Source organism: Xanthomonas sp. LF06-19 (genome assembly GCF_034105425.1).
In the GTDB taxonomy this organism is placed as follows: domain Bacteria; phylum Pseudomonadota; class Gammaproteobacteria; order Xanthomonadales; family Xanthomonadaceae; genus Xanthomonas_A; species Xanthomonas_A sontii.
This window is the reverse complement of sequence record NZ_JAXGGH010000004.1, coordinates 358,196-378,281: the sequence shown is the minus strand read 5'-3', so window position 1 is coordinate 378,281 and position 20,086 is coordinate 358,196. Positions and strand designations below refer to the sequence as shown.

24 protein-coding genes are annotated in these 20,086 nt (G+C 70.3%); 10 read left to right on the top strand and 14 right to left on the bottom strand.

Annotated features, from left to right (window positions below; translation table 11 throughout):
- Positions 1–92 precede the first annotated feature (92 nt).
- Positions 93–548 carry a hypothetical protein gene (locus SLW55_RS10950; RefSeq protein WP_267099846.1) on the top strand — a complete coding sequence of 152 codons (456 nt, stop codon included), beginning with the start codon at positions 93–95 and terminating at the stop codon, positions 546–548.
- Positions 549–945: 397 nt separating this feature from the next.
- Positions 946–1,305, top strand: a complete 360-nt coding sequence (locus tag SLW55_RS10945) for a response regulator (protein ID WP_150409093.1) — start codon at positions 946–948, stop codon at positions 1,303–1,305.
- A gap of 37 nt (positions 1,306–1,342) precedes the next feature.
- On the opposite strand, the gene SLW55_RS10940 is transcribed toward SLW55_RS10945, so the two are convergent.
- From SLW55_RS10940 to SLW55_RS10875, 14 genes are all read right to left on the bottom strand, one after another.
- Positions 1,343–1,993 carry a tetratricopeptide repeat protein gene (locus SLW55_RS10940; RefSeq protein WP_148828704.1) on the bottom strand — a complete coding sequence of 217 codons (651 nt, stop codon included), beginning with the start codon at positions 1,991–1,993 and terminating at the stop codon, positions 1,343–1,345.
- Positions 1,990–2,466: a cytochrome c-type biogenesis protein gene (locus SLW55_RS10935; RefSeq protein WP_267099845.1), complete on the bottom strand. Its 477-nt coding sequence runs from the start codon at positions 2,464–2,466 to the stop codon at positions 1,990–1,992. Before SLW55_RS10935 ends, SLW55_RS10940 begins: the two co-directional genes overlap by 4 nt.
- Complete coding sequence (locus tag SLW55_RS10930) at positions 2,463–3,005, bottom strand: DsbE family thiol:disulfide interchange protein (RefSeq protein WP_267099844.1); 543 nt, start codon at positions 3,003–3,005, stop codon at positions 2,463–2,465. Before SLW55_RS10930 ends, SLW55_RS10935 begins: the two co-directional genes overlap by 4 nt.
- On the bottom strand, positions 3,002–4,972 hold the full coding sequence (locus tag SLW55_RS10925; RefSeq protein ID WP_295964444.1) for a heme lyase CcmF/NrfE family subunit: 1,971 nt from the start codon (positions 4,970–4,972) through the stop codon (positions 3,002–3,004). Before SLW55_RS10925 ends, SLW55_RS10930 begins: the two co-directional genes overlap by 4 nt.
- 37 nt (positions 4,973–5,009) lie before the next feature.
- Positions 5,010–5,489, bottom strand: a complete 480-nt coding sequence (gene ccmE / locus SLW55_RS10920; RefSeq protein WP_148828708.1) for a cytochrome c maturation protein CcmE — start codon at positions 5,487–5,489, stop codon at positions 5,010–5,012.
- A complete protein-coding gene (gene ccmD, locus SLW55_RS10915; protein WP_267099842.1) occupies positions 5,473–5,685 on the bottom strand; it encodes a heme exporter protein CcmD in 213 nt (70 codons plus the stop codon). Before ccmD ends, ccmE begins: the two co-directional genes overlap by 17 nt.
- The gene (locus tag SLW55_RS10910; RefSeq protein WP_267099841.1) at positions 5,682–6,488 is read right to left on the bottom strand and encodes a heme ABC transporter permease; all 807 of its coding nucleotides are present in this window, start codon (positions 6,486–6,488) and stop codon (positions 5,682–5,684) included. The genes ccmD and SLW55_RS10910 overlap by 4 nt, the downstream gene beginning before the upstream one ends.
- An 8-nt stretch (positions 6,489–6,496) precedes the next feature.
- Positions 6,497–7,825 (bottom strand): S8 family serine peptidase, encoded by a 1,329-nt coding sequence (locus SLW55_RS10905; protein WP_295964437.1) that lies wholly within the window; start codon positions 7,823–7,825, stop codon positions 6,497–6,499.
- Positions 7,822–8,463, bottom strand: a complete 642-nt coding sequence (locus SLW55_RS10900; RefSeq protein ID WP_150409100.1) for a zf-HC2 domain-containing protein — start codon at positions 8,461–8,463, stop codon at positions 7,822–7,824. Before SLW55_RS10900 ends, SLW55_RS10905 begins: the two co-directional genes overlap by 4 nt.
- Positions 8,463–9,044 carry a sigma-70 family RNA polymerase sigma factor gene (locus SLW55_RS10895; RefSeq protein WP_017913785.1) on the bottom strand — a complete coding sequence of 194 codons (582 nt, stop codon included), beginning with the start codon at positions 9,042–9,044 and terminating at the stop codon, positions 8,463–8,465. Before SLW55_RS10895 ends, SLW55_RS10900 begins: the two co-directional genes overlap by 1 nt.
- 63 nt (positions 9,045–9,107) lie before the next feature.
- On the bottom strand, positions 9,108–9,809 hold the full coding sequence (locus tag SLW55_RS10890) for a hypothetical protein (RefSeq protein WP_267085313.1): 702 nt from the start codon (positions 9,807–9,809) through the stop codon (positions 9,108–9,110).
- A gap of 184 nt (positions 9,810–9,993) precedes the next feature.
- On the bottom strand, positions 9,994–10,389 hold the full coding sequence (locus tag SLW55_RS10885) for a c-type cytochrome (RefSeq protein WP_267099838.1): 396 nt from the start codon (positions 10,387–10,389) through the stop codon (positions 9,994–9,996).
- 23 nt (positions 10,390–10,412) lie between these two features.
- Positions 10,413–11,777 (bottom strand): cytochrome C, encoded by a 1,365-nt coding sequence (locus SLW55_RS10880; RefSeq protein WP_295862676.1) that lies wholly within the window; start codon positions 11,775–11,777, stop codon positions 10,413–10,415.
- 65 nt (positions 11,778–11,842) lie between these two features.
- Positions 11,843–12,355: a cytochrome b/b6 domain-containing protein gene (locus SLW55_RS10875; protein WP_320745128.1), complete on the bottom strand. Its 513-nt coding sequence runs from the start codon at positions 12,353–12,355 to the stop codon at positions 11,843–11,845.
- Positions 12,356–12,629: 274 nt separating this feature from the next.
- On the opposite strand from SLW55_RS10875, the gene SLW55_RS10870 reads away from it, so the two are divergent.
- From SLW55_RS10870 to SLW55_RS10835, 8 genes are read left to right on the top strand one after another with little or no spacing between them, the layout of a single operon-like run.
- Positions 12,630–13,046 carry an FdtA/QdtA family cupin domain-containing protein gene (locus SLW55_RS10870; RefSeq protein WP_017909879.1) on the top strand — a complete coding sequence of 139 codons (417 nt, stop codon included), beginning with the start codon at positions 12,630–12,632 and terminating at the stop codon, positions 13,044–13,046.
- Between the two features lie 4 nt (positions 13,047–13,050).
- Positions 13,051–13,716 (top strand): acetyltransferase, encoded by a 666-nt coding sequence (locus tag SLW55_RS10865; RefSeq protein ID WP_295916175.1) that lies wholly within the window; start codon positions 13,051–13,053, stop codon positions 13,714–13,716.
- A gap of 5 nt (positions 13,717–13,721) precedes the next feature.
- Positions 13,722–14,681 (top strand): hypothetical protein, encoded by a 960-nt coding sequence (locus tag SLW55_RS10860; RefSeq protein ID WP_320745124.1) that lies wholly within the window; start codon positions 13,722–13,724, stop codon positions 14,679–14,681.
- Positions 14,668–15,603 (top strand): GNAT family N-acetyltransferase, encoded by a 936-nt coding sequence (locus SLW55_RS10855; RefSeq protein ID WP_320745123.1) that lies wholly within the window; start codon positions 14,668–14,670, stop codon positions 15,601–15,603. The genes SLW55_RS10860 and SLW55_RS10855 overlap by 14 nt, the downstream gene beginning before the upstream one ends.
- Entirely contained in the window at positions 15,600–16,730 is a 1,131-nt protein-coding gene (locus SLW55_RS10850) for a DegT/DnrJ/EryC1/StrS family aminotransferase (protein WP_320745122.1), read from the top strand. The genes SLW55_RS10855 and SLW55_RS10850 overlap by 4 nt, the downstream gene beginning before the upstream one ends.
- Complete coding sequence (locus tag SLW55_RS10845; protein ID WP_267094099.1) at positions 16,727–17,980, top strand: O-antigen translocase; 1,254 nt, start codon at positions 16,727–16,729, stop codon at positions 17,978–17,980. Before SLW55_RS10850 ends, SLW55_RS10845 begins: the two co-directional genes overlap by 4 nt.
- Positions 17,980–18,921 carry a glycosyltransferase gene (locus SLW55_RS10840; RefSeq protein WP_320745121.1) on the top strand — a complete coding sequence of 314 codons (942 nt, stop codon included), beginning with the start codon at positions 17,980–17,982 and terminating at the stop codon, positions 18,919–18,921. The genes SLW55_RS10845 and SLW55_RS10840 overlap by 1 nt, the downstream gene beginning before the upstream one ends.
- Entirely contained in the window at positions 18,918–20,084 is a 1,167-nt protein-coding gene (locus SLW55_RS10835) for a hypothetical protein (protein ID WP_320745119.1), read from the top strand. Before SLW55_RS10840 ends, SLW55_RS10835 begins: the two co-directional genes overlap by 4 nt.
- Positions 20,085–20,086 lie beyond the last annotated feature (2 nt).

Here is a 20,086-nt window from a genome sequence, read left to right as displayed (position 1 = left end):
TATCTGGTAGACAAATGTCACCAGGTCTTGTGGCTGGTTAGGGATGGGAATAGCGTTTTGATGTAAGCGCCTATCCGCCATGGAAGATCACCATGAACCTCGCGAAGAACCTGCTGAAAGTTGTATTCGCGGCTCAGTTTCTCGTTGCCCCCCTTTTCGCCGGCGCTGCCCCCTCGTCGCCATTCATCATCACGACCACGGCAACATATGCCGACAAGTCTCCTGAGCAGCAGGCGGTTGTGGCTTGGCTTCGGCAGCATGCTCAGTATGTAAACGGGCATCTGATCGGGGAGTTCGATAAGCTACAGGACGTTACCGTCACATATACCCGTACAACGGACGGTCGTGTACGCCCGCAGTCGCCTGGGGATGCCCCGCCGGGCCCGCTACCGCCCGGACAGCCCGGAGACACATATTCCGTCTCGAACTGCACTGGTGGCGTCTCCCAGTCGTGGAGCTACAAGTTCGTTTCTGGCTCGAACGGAGGCACTTGGGTGTTGGTCGACTACAAGTACGCTAGGAAAGCCTGCGGCTCCGAAGGGGCATGAGTTAAGCGTATCTTCGACATCTGCGACCAAAAAAAACGGGCCTAAAAGGCCCGTTTTTCTTTGCTGAAATTTTACCCTGACATGCACCCTGTCAGTTCAGACATTTACACCTGGTAGGGCCTTCAAACGCCCATAGAACGCCGCTCCCTCGGGGGCGGCGTTTTTCATTTCAAGTGTCTCTCTCGCCAGTCTGGCGCCGATTTCGCAAGCCTAAGCCGCAGCTCAGCGTCGGCGGCCGCGTGGCGCCGAAAGCCGCGCCATCACTAGGTTTCGTGACGTTTCATCCCGTTTTTTCGCGTTGTCCCGGCCTCTCAAACCAGGTACCCGGCTTGGTCGGTGGCATCGGAGGCAGGACTCCTCCACCATCGGTCCTGCCATCGGACTGCCTGGGGACGTCATGAAGATTCTGGTCGTCGACGACTACCGCACGATGCGGCGCGTCATCCGCATGCTGTTGGGCCAACTCGGCTATGACGACATCGTCGAAGCAGCCGACGGCGAGGCGGCGCTGGCCGCGATGCGGGCGGAGAAGATCGGCCTGGTCATTTCCGACTGGAACATGGCGCCGATGACCGGGCTGGAGCTGCTGCGGGCGGTTCGCAGCGACGCGAAGCTGAAAAGCACGCCGTTCCTGATGACGGTCACCGAGGGGCGCAGCGACAAGGTGATCGAGATCCGCGAAGCCGGTGTCAGCGGCTACATCGTCAAGCCTTTCAATGCGGACATGCTGAAGGAGAAGATCGCGTCCGCGCTGTGAGTGGACAGCGGAGCGCAGGTGCGATCTGGTGCTCGCATCAGTGTGGCGTGGCGGCCGCTGCGCCTGTTTTTGCGACCATCGCTTCGGCGGCGGCGATCTTCTGCGTCACTGCCTCGCGCAGTGGCGATGCGGCGGGCAGCAGGGTCGACAAGTGGCGCCAGTCGCCGGCCGCATCGGCATAGCGCTGCTGCTGGAAGGCGGCGATGCCGTGCATCCACAGCGCCCGCTGGTTGTCCGGCTGCTGCGCCAGCACCCGGTCGAGCATGGCGCGTGCGGCGCTGCCCACCGTGAGATCGGTGCGTTGCGCCATGTCGGTCTCGGCCCAGCCGAGCAGGGCCTCGACGTTGTCCGGGGCGATCCGCAGCGCCTGCGCATAGGCCTGCTGCGCTTCGTGTGGGTGCTGCGCCTGTTGCGCATCCCAGGCCTGCTGCAGCCAGCCTTGCAGCAGTTGCGCGGTCTGGTCCGGCGCGGGCGGCGGCAGCGGTTGCAGTGGGACGCCGGCCAGGGCCGCGGGTGTGCCGATGCGCCAGTACAGGCCGGCGCCCAGCAACGGCAGCAGCAGCGCAAGCAGCAGCGCGACGCCGCGTTGCCGACCTGCGCCGGAACGCTGGACGAGCAACGGGCGCAACACCGCGAACAGGGCGATGCCCAGCATCGCGGCGGCGGCGAGCAGAAAGCCGGGCGTCACCAGGCGTCCTCCGCTTCCACTCCCGCCGTAACGGCGCCAAGGGCGCGGCGGCGTTGCCGCAGCGTCGCCAGCACCATCGCGGCGCCGCCCAGCAGCAACAGTGCCGGCCCGAACCACAGCAGCCAGGTGCCCGGCGCCAGCGGCGGGTCGTACAGCACGAAGGCCGAGTAGCGATCGACCATGTATTGCTTGATCTGCGCATCGCTGCGCCCGCCCTGCAGTTGCGCGAACACCTGGTGGCGCAGGTCGCGCGCCAGGGTCGCGTCGGAGTCGGCCAGGTTCTCGTTCTGGCACACCAGGCAGCGCAACTGCGCGGTCAGGTGCTGGAAGCGCTGTTCCTGCGCGCGGTCCTTGAACGGGAGTGGGTCCACTGCCTGGGCGAAGGCCGGCACTGCACCGCCCAATAGCCACAGCAGCACCAACAGCCGCCACCACGGCGTGCGCCTGCGCGTCCGTGCGACCAGCACGCTCATCGACGTGCTCCGTCGAGCGCGGCAATCGCCGGACGCAGTTCGTCGGCCAGCACCTGCGGCGTCAGTACGCCGACGTGCTTGTAGCGGACCACGCCGTCGGCATCGATCAGGAAGGTTTCCGGAGCGCCGTACACGCCCAGGTCGATGGCGCGCTGGCCGCCGGTGTCCACCAGCACCAGCGCATACGGATTGCCGCGCTGCGCCAGCCAGGCGGCGGTGTCCTGCGGATCGTCGCGGTACGCATAGCCGACCAGGGTCACGCCCAGTTGCCGCGCCTGCGCCATCAGCAGCGGATGCTCCTCGCTGCAGGCCATGCACCAGCTGCCGAACACGTTGAGCAGATACGGGCGGCCGCGCAGCGCCTGGCTGCCGCTGCGCAGGTCCTGGCGGTCCAGGCGCGGCAGCGCGAACGCCGGCACCGGCTTGCCCAGCAGCGGCGAGGGCACCTCGCGCGGGTCGTGGCTGCGGCTCCACCACAGGCCGAATCCGAATAGCGCGGCCAGCAGCACGAACGCGGCCAGCGGCAGCAGCCGGCTCATGGTACGGCTCCCGCAAGCGCGGCCGGCGCGGCGGCGCTCGCCGCAGCCGGCTGCGCACGCAAGCGGCGCGCGCCGGCGCTGACGAAGCCGCCGAGCATCATCAGCAGGCCGCCGGCCCAGATCCAGCGGATGAAGGGCTTGTCGTACAGGCGCAGGGTCCAGCCGTATTCGATGTGCTGGTCGTCGACCGGCTCGCCGAGCGCGACATACAGGTCGCGCAGCACGCCGGCGTCGATCGCCGCCTCGGTCTGGATCCGCTCGCTGCTGTACAGACGCTTCTGCGGATGCAGCACCGCCACCACGGCGCCGTCGCGCAGCACGCTCACCGTGCCTTGCTCGGCCTTCCAGTTGGGGCCATCGACCAGGCGCACGCCATCGAAGCGGAATGCATGCGCTCCAATTTGCGCGCTCTGGCCGGGATCCAGGCGCACATCGCGTTCCACCGACAGGCTGTCCGACAGCAGCACGCCGGCCACGAACACCGCGACCCCGGCATGCGCGAGCAGCATGCCGGCCAGTTCGGCGGGGAAGCGGCGGCCACGCGGCGCGCTGCGCCAGCGGGTCAGCGCATACAGCGCGGTGCCGACGCCGACCCAGGCCGCGGCGGCGACGCCGGCCACCGCGCGCAGCGTGCCTGCGCTCAGTAGCCACGCCAGCAGCGCGCAGGCCAGTGCGGCCAGCCCGGCGCGCGCGGCCACCGCGCGCAGTGCGCCGGGTTCGGTGCGGCCCCAGCGCAGGTAGGGACCGAACGGCAACAGCAGCACCACCGGCAGCATCAGCAGCGGGAACACCAGGCCGAAGTAGGGCGGCCCGACCGAGATCTTGCCCAGCCGCAGCGCATCGCCGAGCAGCGGGAACAGCGTGCCCAGCAGCACCATCGCCGCGGCCACGCTGAGCATCAGGTTGCCGACCAGGATCGCGGTCTCCCGCGACAGCGCGGCGAACGGCTTGCCCGCGGCCAGGCGCGGCGCGCGCAGTGCGTACAGCAGCAACGAGCCGCCGACCACCAGCACCAGGAAGCCGAGGATGTACAGGCCGCGCCGCGGGTCGGCGGCGAAGGCGTGTACCGAGGTCAGCACGCCCGAGCGCACCAGGAAGGTGCCCAGCAACGACAGCGAGAACGCCAGGATCGACAGCAGCAGGGTCCAGGCGCCGAGCGCGCCGCGCTTCTCGGTGACCGCCTGGGTGTGGATCAGCGCGGCGCCGACCAGCCACGGCATGAAGCTGGCGTTCTCCACCGGGTCCCAGAACCACCAGCCGCCCCAGCCCAGCTCGGCATAGGCCCACCAGCTGCCGGCGACGATGCCGGCGCTGAGGAAGCCCCAGGCGACATTGGTCCACGGCCGCGCCCAGCGCACCCAGGCCTGCTGCTGTTCGCCGCCGAGCAGGGCGGCGATGGCGAAGGCGAAGGCCACCGAGAAGCCGACATAGCCGGTGTACAGCACCGGCGGATGCAGCACCATGCCCGGGTCCTGCAGCACCGGATTGAGCTCGCTGCCGTCGCGCGGCATCGGTGAGAGCCGCACGAAGGGATTGGAGGTGAACAGGACGAAGGCCAGGAAGCCGCTGGAGATCAGCCCGAGCACGCCGAGTACGCGCGCGGCGAACGCCTCCGGCAAGTGCCGGCCGCTGCGCGCCAGCGCCACCGTCCACAGGTTGAGGATGGCGATCCACAGCAGCAGCGAGCCTTCGTGCGCGCCCCACACCGCGGCCAGCCGGTAGTACCAGGGCTGCGCCAGGTTGGCGTTGGCGGCGACGTAGCGCACCGAGAAATCCAACTGCAGCAACACGTAGCCGAGCAGGCCGAAGGCCAGCCAGGCGAAGCCGGCCTGGGCGTAGGCGGCCGGCCGCGCCACCGCCATCCAGGCGCGCTGGCCGCGCCAGGCGCCGAGCAGCGGCAATACGGCCTGCACCAATGCCAGCAGCAGGGCCAGGATCAGCGCGCACTGGCCAAGTTCGGCGCTCATCGCGCGTCGTTCCCGGCGCGGTGGGGCGCGATCGGCCTCATGGCCGTGCCGTCGCTGCAGCGGCCGCCGCGGTGTTGCCGACGTGGGCGCGCCCGGCATGCGCCTGCGCCATCGCGTCCTTCAGTTCCTGCGGCATATAGGTCTCGTCGTGCTTGGCCAGCACTTCGGTGGCCACGAAGCGCGCGCCCTGCATCGAGCCAGTGGCGATCACCGCCTGGTTGTCGCGGAACAGGTCGGGCAGGATGCCGGTGTAGGCGACCGCGGTAGCGCCGGCCTTGTCGATCACGGTGAACTGCACCTGCAGCGCATCGGCGCTGCGTGTGATCGAGCCGGCCTTGACCATGCCGCCGAGCCGAAACACCCGGTAGTCCCGGGCCGCGCCGGCCTGCACCTGGCTGGGCGTGAACAGGTAGCTGACGTTGTGCTGCAGGGCCAGCACGAACAGGCCGGTGGCCAGCGCCGCGGCGCCGAGCAACAGCAGCACCAGCAGCAGGCGGCGCTTACGGGTGGGATGCATTGCGCGCTCCGTTGGTCGCAACGTTGCCGCGGGCACGGCGTGCCTGTTCGCGCGCCACTTGCGCACGGATGTCGGCGAGCAGGCGGCGCTGGCGGCGGCGCGGCAGCACGCTGTTCAGAATCAGCACCAGCAAGGCCAGTGCGTACGCGCTCCACACGTAGACGGCGTAGCCGCCCATCGCCCAGAACCCGCTCATGCCGCGTGTTCCGCGGGCAGCGGCACGGCATCGGCGGGCGTCGCCGGCACCGGCGCGGCCTGCAGCGCGATCGCACGCACCCAGGCCTTGCCGCGCTCCAGCGCCAGCAGGTCGCTGCGCATGCGCCCGCACAGGCTGGCGACGTAGTAGCACTTGCTGGCGACCACGCCGATCAGCAGCGGCCACAGCATCGACAGCGGCATCTTCGACGGGCCCAGCACGCGCACCGTGGAGCCCTGGTGCAGGGTGTTCCACCACACCACCGAGTAATGCACGATCGGCAGGTTGATCAGTCCGACCAGCGCCAGCAGCGCGGCGGCGCGCGCGCCCTGGCGCGGATCGTCGATGGCACGGTGCAGGCCGATCACGCCCAGATACAGGAACAGCAGCACCAGTTCCGAGGTCAGCCGCGCGTCCCAGGTCCACCAGGTGCCCCACATCGGCCGGCCCCACAGCGAGCCGGTGCACAGGGTGACGAAGGTGAAGGCCGCGCCGATCGGCGCCGAGGCCATGCAGGCGATTTCCGCCAGTTTCACCCGCCACACCAGCGCGACCAGGCCGGCCAGGCCCATCGCGGCGTAGACGAACAGGCTCATCCACGCGCACGGCACGTGCACGAACATGATGCGGTAGGCGTCATGCTGCTGGTAATCCGGCGGCGCCAGCACCAGCCCTCCGTAACCCGCCACGGCGCCGAGCAGCACGGCCGCGGCCAGACTCCACGGGCGCACCGCGCCGGCCACGCGGTAGAAGGTCGGCGGCGCGCCGAGCCGGTGCAACCAGAGCGGGATCCAGGAACGCATGGAGGTCTTCAGCGGGCGAGGGGCGCGCTGCGCGGCAACGCCTGTACGGCGGCGGCGGCATCGACCTGCAGCAGGCCGTCGCGCGTGCGGCTGGTCCGCAGCAGCAGCTCGTGCACGCTGCGCGCGTCCAGTTGCGGGGCCAGCGCCAGCAGCAGCGCGACCACGCCGCTGACGTGGGCGGTGGCCATCGACGAGCCGGAAGTGAAGTCGTAGCCGCCGTTGGGCTGGGTGGTGAGGATGTCCTCGCCCGGCGCGCTGAGCACGCCCGCCGGCGCCGGGGCGGTGGCGCTGCTGCGCACCACGATCACCCCGGGAATGCCGTCGGGAAACCCGTCCATGCGGCCGTTGGGCGGCATCGCCGCGACCACGATGCGGCCATCGCGCAGCAGCTGTTCCAGCAGCTTGCGCAGCAGCGGGTCGGCCGGGCCGCCGAGGCTGAGATTGATGATGCGGGTGCGGGTGTCGCCGATCGCCGCCAGCGCCTTGGCCAGGGTGAAGGAGTTGCAGCCGGCGCCGGCGCCGGGGCGCTGCGGATACCAGCAGGCCTTGTACACGTCGAGCATCGCCTTCGGTGCGATGCCGACGATGCCGAGGTGGTTGTTGCTGCCGGCGGCGATGATGCCGGCGACCTCGGTGCCGTGGTGGTCGCGGTTGAACGCGCCCGGGTCGGCGGCCACCAGGTCGCGGGTGTTGCGCAGGCGCCCGCGCAGGTCCGGGTGCGCGGTGTCCACGCCGGTGTCGACGATCGCCACGTCCACGCCCTGGCCCTGGCTCAGCGCCTGCGCGGTGGCCGCGTTGGTCGCGGCGAAGCCGCGCTGCATGTCCACGTAGGGATCGTTGTAGCGCAGCGGCTGCGCCGGTGCGGCCGCAGCCTGGCTGTCGGTCGAATAGGTGCCGAAGTCCTGCAGCGGCTGCGACAGCGCCACCCGGTCGTCCTTGGCCAGTTGCGCTAGCAGCGCGGTGCGGTCGCTGCCCGGCGCCGGCTCCAGCACCACGCAGTACAGCCCCAGCGCCTTGATCGGCCAGCCGGCGACCTGGCGCAGGCCGTAGCGCTTGTTCAGCGCGTCCAGGGTGGCGACCGCCTGGGTGCCGGCGCCGTAGTAGCGGGCGGAGGCGTAGCCGAGCAGGTTGGAGCCGGCGTGGCGGCTCGGCGCGGCCATCGGGTTGGCCACGGCGAGGACGATCTGGCGCTCGCTGTCCAGCGCCGGCGACGGATCCAGGCTGGGCGCCTTGGCGTCCGTGGCGGGCGCCGGATCGGCGACGGCCGCCGGCGCGGCGTGGGCGCAGGCGCCCAGGCCCAGGCAGGCGAGGAGCAGGCTGGCGAGACGCAGCTTCATGGCGCGGCGATCGGCTCCGCCAGGCGGATGCCGGCGGTGGCGCGCAACTGCTGCACGCTGCGCTGCGGCTGCGCCGGCGACCCGGCCTGGGTCGGCACCACGGTGTAGGCGCCGGCGGCGTTGGGGCCGCCGATCACCCGCAGCTGCAGCTTGCGCAACAGCGCGTCCCAGTCGGCCAGGGTCATGCGCGCGTCCGGCACCACCCGGATCGCGTCGGCCGCCAGCGGCTGCGCGGCATCGCTGAGGGTGCGGTAGGCGGTGCTGCGCTCGTGCTCGGCGGACAGGCGCATGCCCAGCACGCCCAGGCCCACCGCCTGCAGCAGCGCGGCGGCGACCAGCGCCCGCGTGGTCCAGCTGGCGCGGCCGCGCTGCGGCGGCGCCTGCGGAACCGGCGCGTCCAGGCGCTGCAGCAGGCGCTGCAGCCCGGCCTCGGCGTCCACCGGCACGTCGCTGGGCAGGGTCATGGCCATGCGCAGGCGGCTCTGCTGGGCGAACTCGGCGCTGCAGTGCCGGCACTTGGCCAGATGCGCGACCAGCCACTCGTTTTCGGCTTCCGTGGCGCTGTCCTGCAGCACCCACGGCATCAGGTCCCAGGCATGCGCGCACTCGTTGCCCGGCTCGTTGAAGCCCGTTTTCATCACGCGCTCTCCGTCAGCGTGGACGCATCGCCGGCCAATCCCGGCAACACGTTGCGAAGTTTGACCCGGGCATGGAACAACCGGGCTTTGATGGTGCCCACCGGGCACTGCATGATCGCGGCGACCTCTTCCAGCTTGTGGCCGAGGCCGTAGACCAGTTCCACCACCAGGCGCTGGTCGGCCGACAGGCGTTCCAGGCCCTTGCCCAGCCAGTCGCGCAGCTCGCGGTCCTCGTCCGGGTCGGCCGCCGCGGCGTGGTCCTCGGCGGCCACGCCGTCGTCGATGGCGTCGTCGCTGTGGTGGCGGATCGCCTTGAGCCCGCAGCGGTAGGCGATGCCCATGATCCAGGTCGAGACCTGCGAATCGCCGCGGAAGTCGCCGGCCTTCTGCCAGACGATCCAGAAGCAGTCGTTGATCGCTTCCTCGATGATGTCCGGGCGCCGGGTCAGCCGCGACAGGAACCGGCACAGGCGCCCGTGGTAGGCGCGGTACAGGCGGGTCAGCGCCTCGCGGTCGCTGGCGGCCATGCGCCGGAGCAGCATGCGGTCGGTGGCATCGCCGAGCAGGTCGGTGTCGTTCATGGGGGCAGGTGTGGCAACGGGCACCGGTATGTGCCGGGGCGGCACGGAAAGGTTGCGCTCGCCTCAGAAGCTGCGGGAGACGCTGGCCACCCACGGCCACAGGCCGCGGTCGGCATAGCCGGTGCGGGCGTTGCTGAACACACGGTCCACCTCCAGGCTCCAGCGCCCGGCGTTCCAGATCAGCCCGGCGTGGCCGTAGCGATAGTGCGCCGTGTACTCCAGTCCGTACAGGGTCGGCGGTGCCTGGCTGACGCCGACCCCGGCCGACAGCGACAGCGGGCCGGTCAGTGGCTGGTGCGCGGTCAGGTCCAGCGCCCCGTACCAGCGCTGCTGCAGGCCGCTGTCGGGCATGCGGAAGGCGGCCAGCGACAGGCTCAGGCGGTCGCGGTAGCTCCAGCCCAGGCTGACCTCGTCGCGGTTGAACAGGCGGTTGGCGCGCGCGCCGGGGTAGCGGTACAGCAGCGCCTCCGCCTGCAGTTGCCAGCTGTCGGACACGGTCCAACTGCGCGACAGGCCGACGCTGCTCATCAGCACCGTGCCCGGCGCGTCCAGCGCCACGCTGGCCGAGCCGCTCAGCGACCAGCCCGGCGCCGGCAGCCAGAACAGCGCGCCCTGCAGGGTCGGGGTAGCGCGGGTCACGGCGATGCCGCGGTCGACCAGTTGCGAGCTGATCCCGGCGGCGCCGCCGATGTCGCCGGCCGTCGCCGCCGGGGCGTGCAGGGCGGCCAGCGCCAGGGCCAGCGTCGCGCCGGCGCACGGATGCACTGACCGCCGGGCCGCGGTACCCGTCCTGCAACGCTGGGCGACGGCGGGTGGCCGGGACGAGGCACCGCGGACGGCAGGCAAAAAACGCACGGTGACTCGATGCTCGCAGGTCAGGAATCGGGCACGGGCGCGGCACGCTGGCCGGCCCGTCGGGCGCCGAATATGACCGGATCGGGCAGCGAGTTCAATGCAGGCTGTGCAGGTAGGCGATCAGGTCCTGCAACTGCTTGGCGTCGTCCAGGCCGTCGTACTTCATCTTGCCGCCGGGCAGGGCCTTGGACGCCGGTTGCGACAGGTAGCTGCGCAGCTTGTCGTCGCTCCAGGTCCACTGGCTCTGCTTCATCGCGTCGGAATAGGCGTAGTCCGGCACGCTGCCGGCGCGACGCCCGGCCACGCCGAACAGGGTCGGGCCCTTCTTGTTCTTGGCCGGCGCGGCGCTGTGGCATTCGGCACATTCGCTGGCGAACACGCCGGCGCCGGGCATGCCGCCGGCGGCCCGTGCGGACGGCGCCACCACGGCGGCCAGCGGCAGCAGGCCGGCCAGCAGGGTGCGCAGGGGGAGGGCATGGGTGCGTTTCATGGGGGAAGCTCCGTGCGGGGGAATCAGAAAGCGAGGCTCAGGCTCAGCGCGAACTGGTTGAGGTCGCGCGGGCGGGTGACCGGGATGGCCCCGAACACGTTGCCGGTGCTGCCGTTGAACTTGCTGAAACGGAACCAGGTCGCGGACAGGCGCAGGTTGGAGATCGACGAGTAACTGTCGTCCTTGCCGAACGGTGCCCACGAGGCGCTGATCAGGTTGCTGGTGGTGTCCGGCGCGCCGTAGGGGCGGTAGCGGAACGGATCGTCCGAGCCGGTGTTGATGAAGTGCGCCAGCAGCAGGCTGTAGCTCTGCTTGTAGGTGTAGTTGAGGCTGATCGACTGGTCGCGCACGCTGGCCCGGCGCGGGCCGGCCAGGGCCGGGTTGGTCGGGTCGATCAACGCGCTGCCGTAGCGGCGGCGCTCGTAGATGTTGAGGTAGCCGAGCTTGAGGATGTGCTCGCGGGTGCCCAGGAACTGATAGTTGAGGTCGTAGCCGAGGTCGGTGAAGTCGTCGCGCGGGCCGGTGCTGCGCGGCAGCTGCCGGCGCGTGGTCAGCGCGACGACGCCGGCGGAGAAGAACTGCCGCTTGAGGTCCTTCATGTAGCTCAGGCGCAGGTAGCCGGTGTCGCTGAGCTTGCCGGGATCGCCGCCGATGGCGTAGCCGAGATCGTCCTGGGTCGACACCGGCAGGGCGGTGTAGGTGCCGACCTCGCCGTACCAGTTGCGGTCGTACAGGCCGTAGACGCTGGTGCCGATCACCCGGTTGGACAGCGACGACTGGTTGAGCAGGGTGGTCGAACTGGCATAGGCCGAGGCCGGACCCAGGCCGGAGGCGTTGGGCAGCATGCCGATCGGATCCTGGCTGCCGGGATTGTTGTTGACGCTGACGCCGAGCAGGGTGTCCTTGCCGCCGAGCTGGAAGCTCTTGACCACCGCGCGCAGGTCCACGTTGTCCAGGCGCGTGGTGTAGTCGTTCTTGCCGTTGTTGGTCCTGGCGACCTTGACGTAGCCGCCGACGTTGTCGGTGATGCGTCCGGCCAGGTACAGGTCGGCTTCGCTGAAGCGGGTGCGGCTCTCGCCGCGCGCCGGCACGCTGCGGGTGGCGGTGAGCTGCGCGGAGACCGGGATCTTGGTGCCGTTGCCGTCGCTGTCGGTGTAGCCGCCGAGCTTGAAGCGCATGCCGTACGGGGTCAGCGCCGGGCCGTAGGCACCGATGTGGCAGTCGGCGCAGGACGAGCCGGTCTGCCGCGCGAATGCAGGCACCGCGGCCGCGCGCGGGCTCAGCACCAGCAGCAGCGAACCGAGCGCCGACCACAGCAGCGCCTGCTCGGCGCCGCGCGTCCTGTCGCTGCGGGAGAAGGTGGAGGGGGACGACGGGGCCTGGTGCATGCGGAAAGTCCTTTGGCGGGCGGGTGGGGGCGGCGACGGACGCAAACGGGGGAGGGAGACGCGGCTCAGCGGCGGCGCAGGAACGGCAGCATCCGTTGCAGCACCGCGTCGCGGCGGACGAGGTGGTGCCACAGCGCCGCGCCGATGTGCAGCAGGATCAGGCCGAGCAGCAGCCAGGCCGCGTCCACGTGCCAGGCGCCCAGGGTGTCGGCGAGATCGGGATCGGGCGCGACCAGCTCCGGCAGCGTCGCGCCGAACAGATGCACCGGTTTGCCCATCGATTGGCTCAGCGCCCAGCCCAGCACCGGCAGGGTCAGCAGCAGCGCGTACATCACCACGTGGGTGGCGCCGGCCAGCAGGCGCATCAGCGCCGAACCGGCCTCCGGGTCGTGGCGCTTGCCCAGGCGCATCCGCAGCACGACGCGCAGGCAGAACAGGCCGAGCACGAACAGACCGAAGTGGCGGTGGCCTTCCAGCAGCCACTGCCGCCACATGCGGCCTTCGATCTCTTCGCGCAGCAGGATCAGCCCCGCCGCCAGCACCAGGCACAGCACGGTGAGCCAGTGCAGCCACACCATCGGCCGCGGCAAGGCGGCCGGCGCGGCGGCAGGGGACACAGGTGGTTTCGGAGCGGCCGGCGTGGGCGAGGTCATGGTGGTACGCGGTGTCCTTGGAGGCGACGAGGTGGGGCGCCGCGCCATGCCGGGGGCATCGCTGCAGCTGTTGCGTCGATGGGTGCCGGCGCTGCGGCGAAAGGTTGCGTCGCGCGGCGCGTCGGCCTCGCGCAACCTTTCCGCAGACCCGCGGCACTCAGCCTGGACACTCCGATGTGGAGCCCGGTCGGGCACTCTGATGGCAATCGAACGAATCCAGTTGCGGACGCACGGCGATGCGCGCGGGCAGCTCGTGGCGCTGGAACAACAGCGCGACGTGCCTTTCGACATCCGCCGCGTGTACTACCTGTTCGCCACCCGCAACGGCGTGCACCGCGGCCAGCACGCGCACCGCCATCTCAACCAGTTGGCGGTGGCGCTGCACGGTTCGGTGTCGTTCCTGCTCGACGACGGCAGTGGACCGATGCAGGTGGTGCTGGACGATCCGCGGCAGGGCCTGCTGCTCGGCAGCATGGTCTGGCGCGATCTCTACGACTTCAGCGAGGACTGCGTGCTGATGGTGCTCGCCGACCAGGCCTACGATCCCACCGACTACATCTTCGACTACGACGAGTTCCTGCGCGAAGCCGCGGGCCTGCGCCGCCAGGAGGCCTGAAGCCATGGCACGTCCCCTGGTCATCGTCGGCGCCGGCGAACTGGCGCAGATCGCCTGCGAATACTTCACCCACGACAGCGACTACGCCGTGCTGGCCTTCAGCGTGGAGCGCGACTACCTGTCCACGCCGACCCTGGCCGGCCTGCCGGTGGTGGCCTACGAGGAACTCGAGCAACGCTATCCGCCGTCGCAGGTGGAGGTGTTCGTGGCGATTCCCGCCAGCGGCCTCAACCGGTTGCGCACGCGCTTCTACCTGGACGCCAAGCGTCGCGGCTACCGCATGGCCAGCTACGTCAGTTCGCAGGCTTTCGTCTGGCGCAACGTGGAACTGGGCGAGCACTGCTTCGTGTTCGAGCATAACGTGCTGCAGCCGTTCACCCGCATCGGCGCCAACTGCATCCTGTGGAGCGGCAACCACATCGGCCACCGCACGGTGATCCACGACCACGTGTTCGTGGCCTCGCATGCGGTGATTTCCGGCTACTGCGAGATCGGCGCGGGCAGCTTCGTCGGGGTCAACGCCACGCTGAGCGACCGGGTCAAGGTGGCCGCCGACAACGTGATCGGCGCCGGCGCGCTGCTGACCCGCGACACCGAGCCGGGACGCATCTACGTCGGTGCGCCGGCGCGGGCGGTGGCCGGCAAGTCCAGCTTCGACGTGGACCTGTGAGGCACATGTTCGCCTGGCACAAACGTGGTCTTGTCTTCGATACCGCACGCGATGGCGTCGGCGGCTGGATGCGGCATTCGGCGCTGACGCCGACGCCGCTGCGCCTGGATGCCGAGCGTCTGCGCATCTACGCCGGCTTTCGCGACGACGCCGGCGTCAGCCGCATCGGCTACGTCGACGTGCGCGCCGACGATCCGACCCGGGTGCTGGGCGTCAGCGCAGCCCCCGTACTGGACATCGGCCGTGCCGGCTGTTTCGACGACAACGGCATAATCCTCGGCGACGTGGTGCACGGGCCGGACGGTCTCTACATGTTCTACGTCGGCTTCCAGCAGGTGGCGAAGGCCAAGTTCCTGGCCTTCACCGGCCTGGCGGTGTCCACCGACGGCGGCGACACGTTCCAGCGCCGCCAGGACACGCCGCTGCTGGACCGCGCGCCGGGCCGCAGCACCATCGCCGCGGTGCATTCGGCGCGCTATCGCTCTGGCCGCTGGCAGCTCTGGTACGCGGTGGGCGACGACTGGGAATGGCTCGGCGGCACGCCGTATCCGCGCTACCACATCCGCTGCGTGGAGACCGACGACCTGCAGGCGGTCCCGCGGCAGGACACCGTCTGCCTGCAACCGCAAGGCGACGAATACCGTATCGGCCGCCCGCGGGTGTACCGGCACGATGGCCGCTATCTGATGTACTTCACCCACGGCAGCCGCGCTGGCGCCTATCTGCCGGGCATGGCAATCAGCGACGACGGCCGCCACTGGCAGCGCTGCGACGCGGCGCTGGGCCTGCCGCTGTCGGCCGATGGCTGGGATGCGCGCACGCTGTGCTATCCGGCACTGATCCGCCATGATGAGCGGCTGTTGCTGTTCTACAACGGCAACGACATGGGCCGCGACGGCTTCGGCGTGGCCGAGGCGGTGCTGCCCGCTGGCACCGTCTGGGAGGATGACGATGCTGTCGGTTAGGGCCTACACCGCGGCCGACGCACCGCTGTGGGATGCGGTGGTGGAGGCCTCGCGCAACGGCAATCTGCTGCACCGGCGCGGCTACATGGAGTATCACGCGGCGCGCTTCGTCGATGCCTCCTTGCTGGTCGAGGATGCCGGCACGCCGGTGGCGGTGTTCCCGGCCAACCGCGACGGCGACGTGGTGACCAGCCATGCCGGACTCAGCTATGCCGGTCTGGTGTCGACCCACGCGCTGCGCGCGACGGCCACGCTGGAAGTGTTCGAGCGCATCGCGGCGCATTACCGCGACGCCGGCGTGCGCATACTGCTGTACAAGGCGGTGCCGCATCTGTTCCACCGCAGTCCGGCGGAGGAGGATCTGTACGCGCTGCATCGGTTGGATGCGCGCCTCTACCGTCGCGACCTGTCCTCGGCGGTGCCGCTGCGCGTGCCGCCGCGCTTCGCTGCCGCACGCAAGCGCTCGGTGGCCAAGGCGCGCCGCGCCGGGCTGCGCGTGCAGCGTGTGGACGACCCGGCGCCGCTGCATGCGCTGCTGGGCGAGGTCCTGCAACGCCACGACGCGCGTCCGACCCACAGCCTGGACGAACTGCGCCTGCTGTGCGCGCGCTTCCCGGCGCAGATCGTGCCGTATGAAGTCCGCGACGGCGGCGACCTGCTGGCCGGCACGCTGGTGTACGACTTCGGCCACGTCGTCCACACCCAATACCTGGCCTGCTCGGAGCAGGGCCGCCGCACCGATGCGCTGAGCCTGCTGCTGGCCGAGCTGATCGAGCAGGTCTACGCGCAGCGCGACTTCCTCAGCCTAGGCATTTCCACCGAGCAGCAGGGCCAGGTGCTCAATGCCGGCCTGGTCGAGCAGAAGGAGCGCTTCGGCGCGCGCGCGTTGGTTCACGATTTCTACCGTTGGGAGTTGCAATGAGCCTGCCGCCGGCCAGCGTGCCGTTCCTGGATCTGCGGGCAAGCAATGCACGCTATGCCGATGAGCTCAAGGCCGCAGCGGCACGGGTGATCGATTCGGGCTGGTATGTGCTCGGCGAGGAGCTGGAGGCGTTCGAGCGCGAGTTCGCCGCCTACTGCGGCACCGCTCACGCCATCGGCGTCGGCAACGGCATGGACGCGCTGACCCTGATCCTGCGCGGCTACCGTGCGCTGGGCCGGCTGCACGAAGGCGACGAGGTGCTGGTGCCGGGCAACACCTTCATCGCCAGCTTCCTGGCGATCAGCGAGAACCGGCTGCGGCCGGTGCCGCTGGAGCCGGAGGCGGCCAGCTTCAATCTGGATCCGGGGCAGGTGGAGCGGGCGATCGGCCCGCGCACCAGGGCGATCCTGGCGGTGCACCTGTACGGGCAGCTGGCGGACATGGCCGCGCTCCGCGCCATCGCCGAGCGCCATGGGTTGCTGCTGCTTGAGGACGCCGCGCAGGCGCACGGCGCGCGCCGCGACGGCCGCCATGCGGGCAGCTTCGGCGATGCCGCCGGCTTCAGCTTCTTCCCCGGCAAGAACCTGGGCGCGTTGGGCGACGGCGGCGCCGTGACCACCGACGACGCCGAACTTGCGGCGCAGCTACGCGTCTTGCGCAACTACGGCTCGGACATCAAGTACCGGCATCTCGTGCAAGGCGTGAACTCGCGCCTGGACGAGCTGCAGGCGGCGCTGTTGCGGGTCAAGCTGCGCCACCTGGACGCCGATATCGCCGCGCGCCGCGCGATCGCCCAGCGCTATCTCGACGGCATCGCGCATCCGCAGATCGCCGTGCCGCAGGTGGCCGACCCGGCGGCGCATGCCTGGCACCTGTTCGTGGTGCGCTGCGCGCAGCGCGACGCGCTGCAACGGCATCTGCAGGCCCAGGGCGTGCACTGCCTGGTGCATTACCCGACGCCGCCGCATCGTCAGCCGGCCTATCCGGAACTGGCCACCCTGCAGTTGCCGCTGTGCGAGCGCTTGGGTGCCGAGGTGTTGAGCCTGCCGATCGGCCCGACGCTGGACGCTGCGGCCGTGGCGCAGGTGATCGATGCCTGCCAGCGTTTCGGGGATGTGGCGGCATGAACGTGCTGCGCAGCGGCGTGTACAGCGGCGTGGCCACTGCGGCCAAGCTGCTGTCCGCGTTGCTGGTGCTGAAGCTGGTGGCGGTGTACGCCGGCCCGGCCGGGGTCGCCCGGCTCGGCCAGTTCACCAGCCTGATGTCGCTGCTGGCGGTGGTGGCCGGCGGCGGCATCGGCGCCGGCGTGGTCAAGTACGTGGCCGAGTACCGCGACGATGCACCGGCACTGGCCCGGCTGCTCGGCAGCGCACTCGGGTACGCCTGCGTCGCTGCGGTCGCGATGGGCGTGGCCGCGCTGCTGTGCAGCCGCCTGATCGCCGAGCGCCTGCTCGGCGATGCGCAGTACCAGCCGCTGATCTGCGTGCTGGCGGTGGCGCAGCTTGGCATCGCGCTGGCCAACTACATCCTGGCGGTGGTCAACGGTTTCATGGACGTGCGCCGACTGGCCTTCGTCCAGGTGGCCGGCGCGGTGCTGAGCGTGCTGCTGGTGGCCGCGCTGGCGCACGGCATGGGCCTGTCCGGGGCACTGCTGGGCCTGGTGCTGGGGCAGGTGGCCTGGCTGTGCGCCGGCGTCCCGGCGCTGCGACGCAGCCCGTACTTTCGTCGCGAGATGCTGCGCATCCGTTTCGATCCGGCGATGGTGCGGCGACTGGCCGGCTTCTCGGTCATGACCCTGGCCTCGGCGCTGCTGCCGCTGCTGGTCAACATCGGCGTGCGCGATCATCTGGCCGGCCAGTTCGGCTGGCAGCAGGTCGGTTACTGGCAGGCGGTGAGCCGCGTGTCCGATGCCTACCTGCTGTTCTTCACCACCGCCATCAACGTCTACTACCTGCCCAAGCTGGCGGCGCTGCATACGCGGCAGGCGCTGTGGCAGGAACTGCGCGGTGCCTACCGCTACGTGCTGCCGGCGGTGCTCCTCGCCGCAGCGGCGGTGTACCTGTGCCGCGACTGGATCACCCGGCTGCTGTTCTCGGCCGATTTCGCCGCCGCGCTGCCGCTGTACGCGCCGCAACTGCTCGGCGACGTGCTCAAGATCGCCTCCTTCGTGCTGTCCTACCTGATGCTGGCCAAGGCGATGACGCGGCTGTTCGTGCTCTCCGAATGCCTGTTCGCCGCCAGTTACCTCGGCCTGGTGGTGCTGTTCACCGCGCGCATGGGCCTGATCGGCGCGGTCTACGCGTTCGCCTGCAACTACGCGCTGTACCTGGCGTTCAACATGCTGGTGGTGCGCCGCTACCTGCGAGGACTGGGCTGATGGACGCAACGCACACCCCGCCGACGCTGCCGCTGGTGTCGGTGCTGATTCCGGCCTACAACCACGCGCGCTTCGTGCAGCGCTGCTTGGACAGCGTGCTGGAAGACCCGTACCCGAACAAGGAACTGGTGATCGTCGACGACGGCTCCAGCGACGGCACCGCCGAGCGCATCGCCGAGTGGATCGCGCAGCACGGCGACAGATTGCACGTGCGCTTCTGGCCGCGCGAGAACCTCGGCATCGCCGCCACGCTCAACCACCTGGTGGCGATGGCGCGCGGCGAGTTCCTGCGCCTGGGCGCCAGCGACGATTACCTGTTGCCCGGCGGGCTGGGTGTGCAGGTGGCCTACCTGGGCGCGCATCCGCACAAGGCCGCGGTGATCGGCGACGCCATCGTGGTCGACAGCCAGGGCCGCACCGTGCACCAGAGCAGCATGCGCGACCTGCACGGCGTGGACAAACGCCTGTACCTGAGCGAGGCCGGCATCCGCCGCGCGGTGATCCGGCACTGGGCGGTGAGCGGGGCCGTGGCGCTGGTGAGGCGCAGCGCGCTGCAGCCGGGCGCCGAATGGGACGAGGGCCTGCGCATCGAGGACTGGGACTTCTTCCTGCGCCTGGTCGCGCGCGACGCGCTGGGCTTCCTGGATGTGGCGGTCTGCGCCTACCGCGTGCACGACCACAACGCCAGCCGCACCCGGCATCTGCCCAGCCGCCTGGCCAACCTGGCCGAGTCGCGGCAGGTGGCGTTGCGCCGCGCACGCTTGTTCGATCCGGCCTGCCGCACCCTGCTGCACGCGCAGGCACACTACATCGCCGCCAAGATCGCGTTCCTGCGGCGCAGCCCGCTGGCGCTGGGCGGACACCTGCTGGCGCATGTGTGGCTGTCGCTGTTGGCGCGGCTGCGCCAGGGCGGCCAACCGACGCTGGCCCAGCGCGGATGAGCCGCCTGCTGCGCCTGCCGTCGGCGTATTTCGGCCTGCCGCTGCTGCTGAGCTGCGCGCTGACCCTGCTCACCTTCGACCTGCCGCTGGGCTATCTCGCCGGCATCGCACTGCTGGCCGCCGTGGCGCTGGCGACGCTGGGCCTGGATGCGCTGCTCGGCATCCGCCTGCCGCCGCTGGCGGCGTTCCGGTCGCGCGAGTACGCCGGCACGCGCGAGGCCTTCGTCGCGCTCGGCCTGGCCGCGGCGGTGGGGCTGTTCTGCGTGCTGGACCTGCTGCTGTTCCCGATCCCGTTGCTGCACAACCCCTCCGCCTACGCCGACCTGAGCCCGCTGCAAGCGCACGTGCGGCATGTGTCGAACATGTGCTGGATCCTGCCGCCGATCGGACTGCTGTGTGCGCGCGAGCGCAGCGTGCGCAATGCGCTGCTGCTGGCCGGCTTCGCCTTCCCGGTGCTGGTGATCGACCGCAACCGCCTGTTCGCGGCAGTGTTCAGCGTCGGCCTGTTGCTCTTGCTGCGCCGCCACCCGACGCGGCCGCTGCCTTGGAAACGGGTACTGGCGCTGCTGTGCGCCGGCGCCGCCGCGTTCTCGCTGTTGGGCACGCTGCGTTCCGGCTCGCTGGATTCGGTGGCGCTGCCGTTCGGCGCGCTGTACCGGGCCGCACCGCAGGGCATCAAGTGGCTGCTGCTGTACATCGGCGCCGGCCCGTACAACTTCGGCGCGCTGCTCAGCAAGGGCTACGCCAACGCCAGTTTCCTGATCAACCAACTGGTGCCGCTCAGCGGTTCCATCGCCACGGCCGGGACCGGCATCCCGCTGGATGCGCCGAACATCAATGTCGGCACCGAGTTCCTGCCGTTCCTGCTGGCCGGCGGCCCCGGTGCCGCGCTGGTGGCGATGCTGGCGCTGTACGCGGCGCTGCTGTGGAGCGTGCGTCTGCTCGGACGCGGCGTGGCGCTGTTCAACCTGCTGGTGTTCCTGCGCATCGCCTACGCCTGCGTGATGTCGCCGTTCGCGCCGCAGGCGTTCACCTGGACCAATGCCGGCTTCGTCGCGCTGTGCCTGCTGCTGCACGCCTGCAGCGCCTTGCTGCCGAACCGCCGCGAGCCCGCCGCGGACGCGGCCCTGCCTTCCGTTTCCCCGAGATCCCCGCTGCCATGACC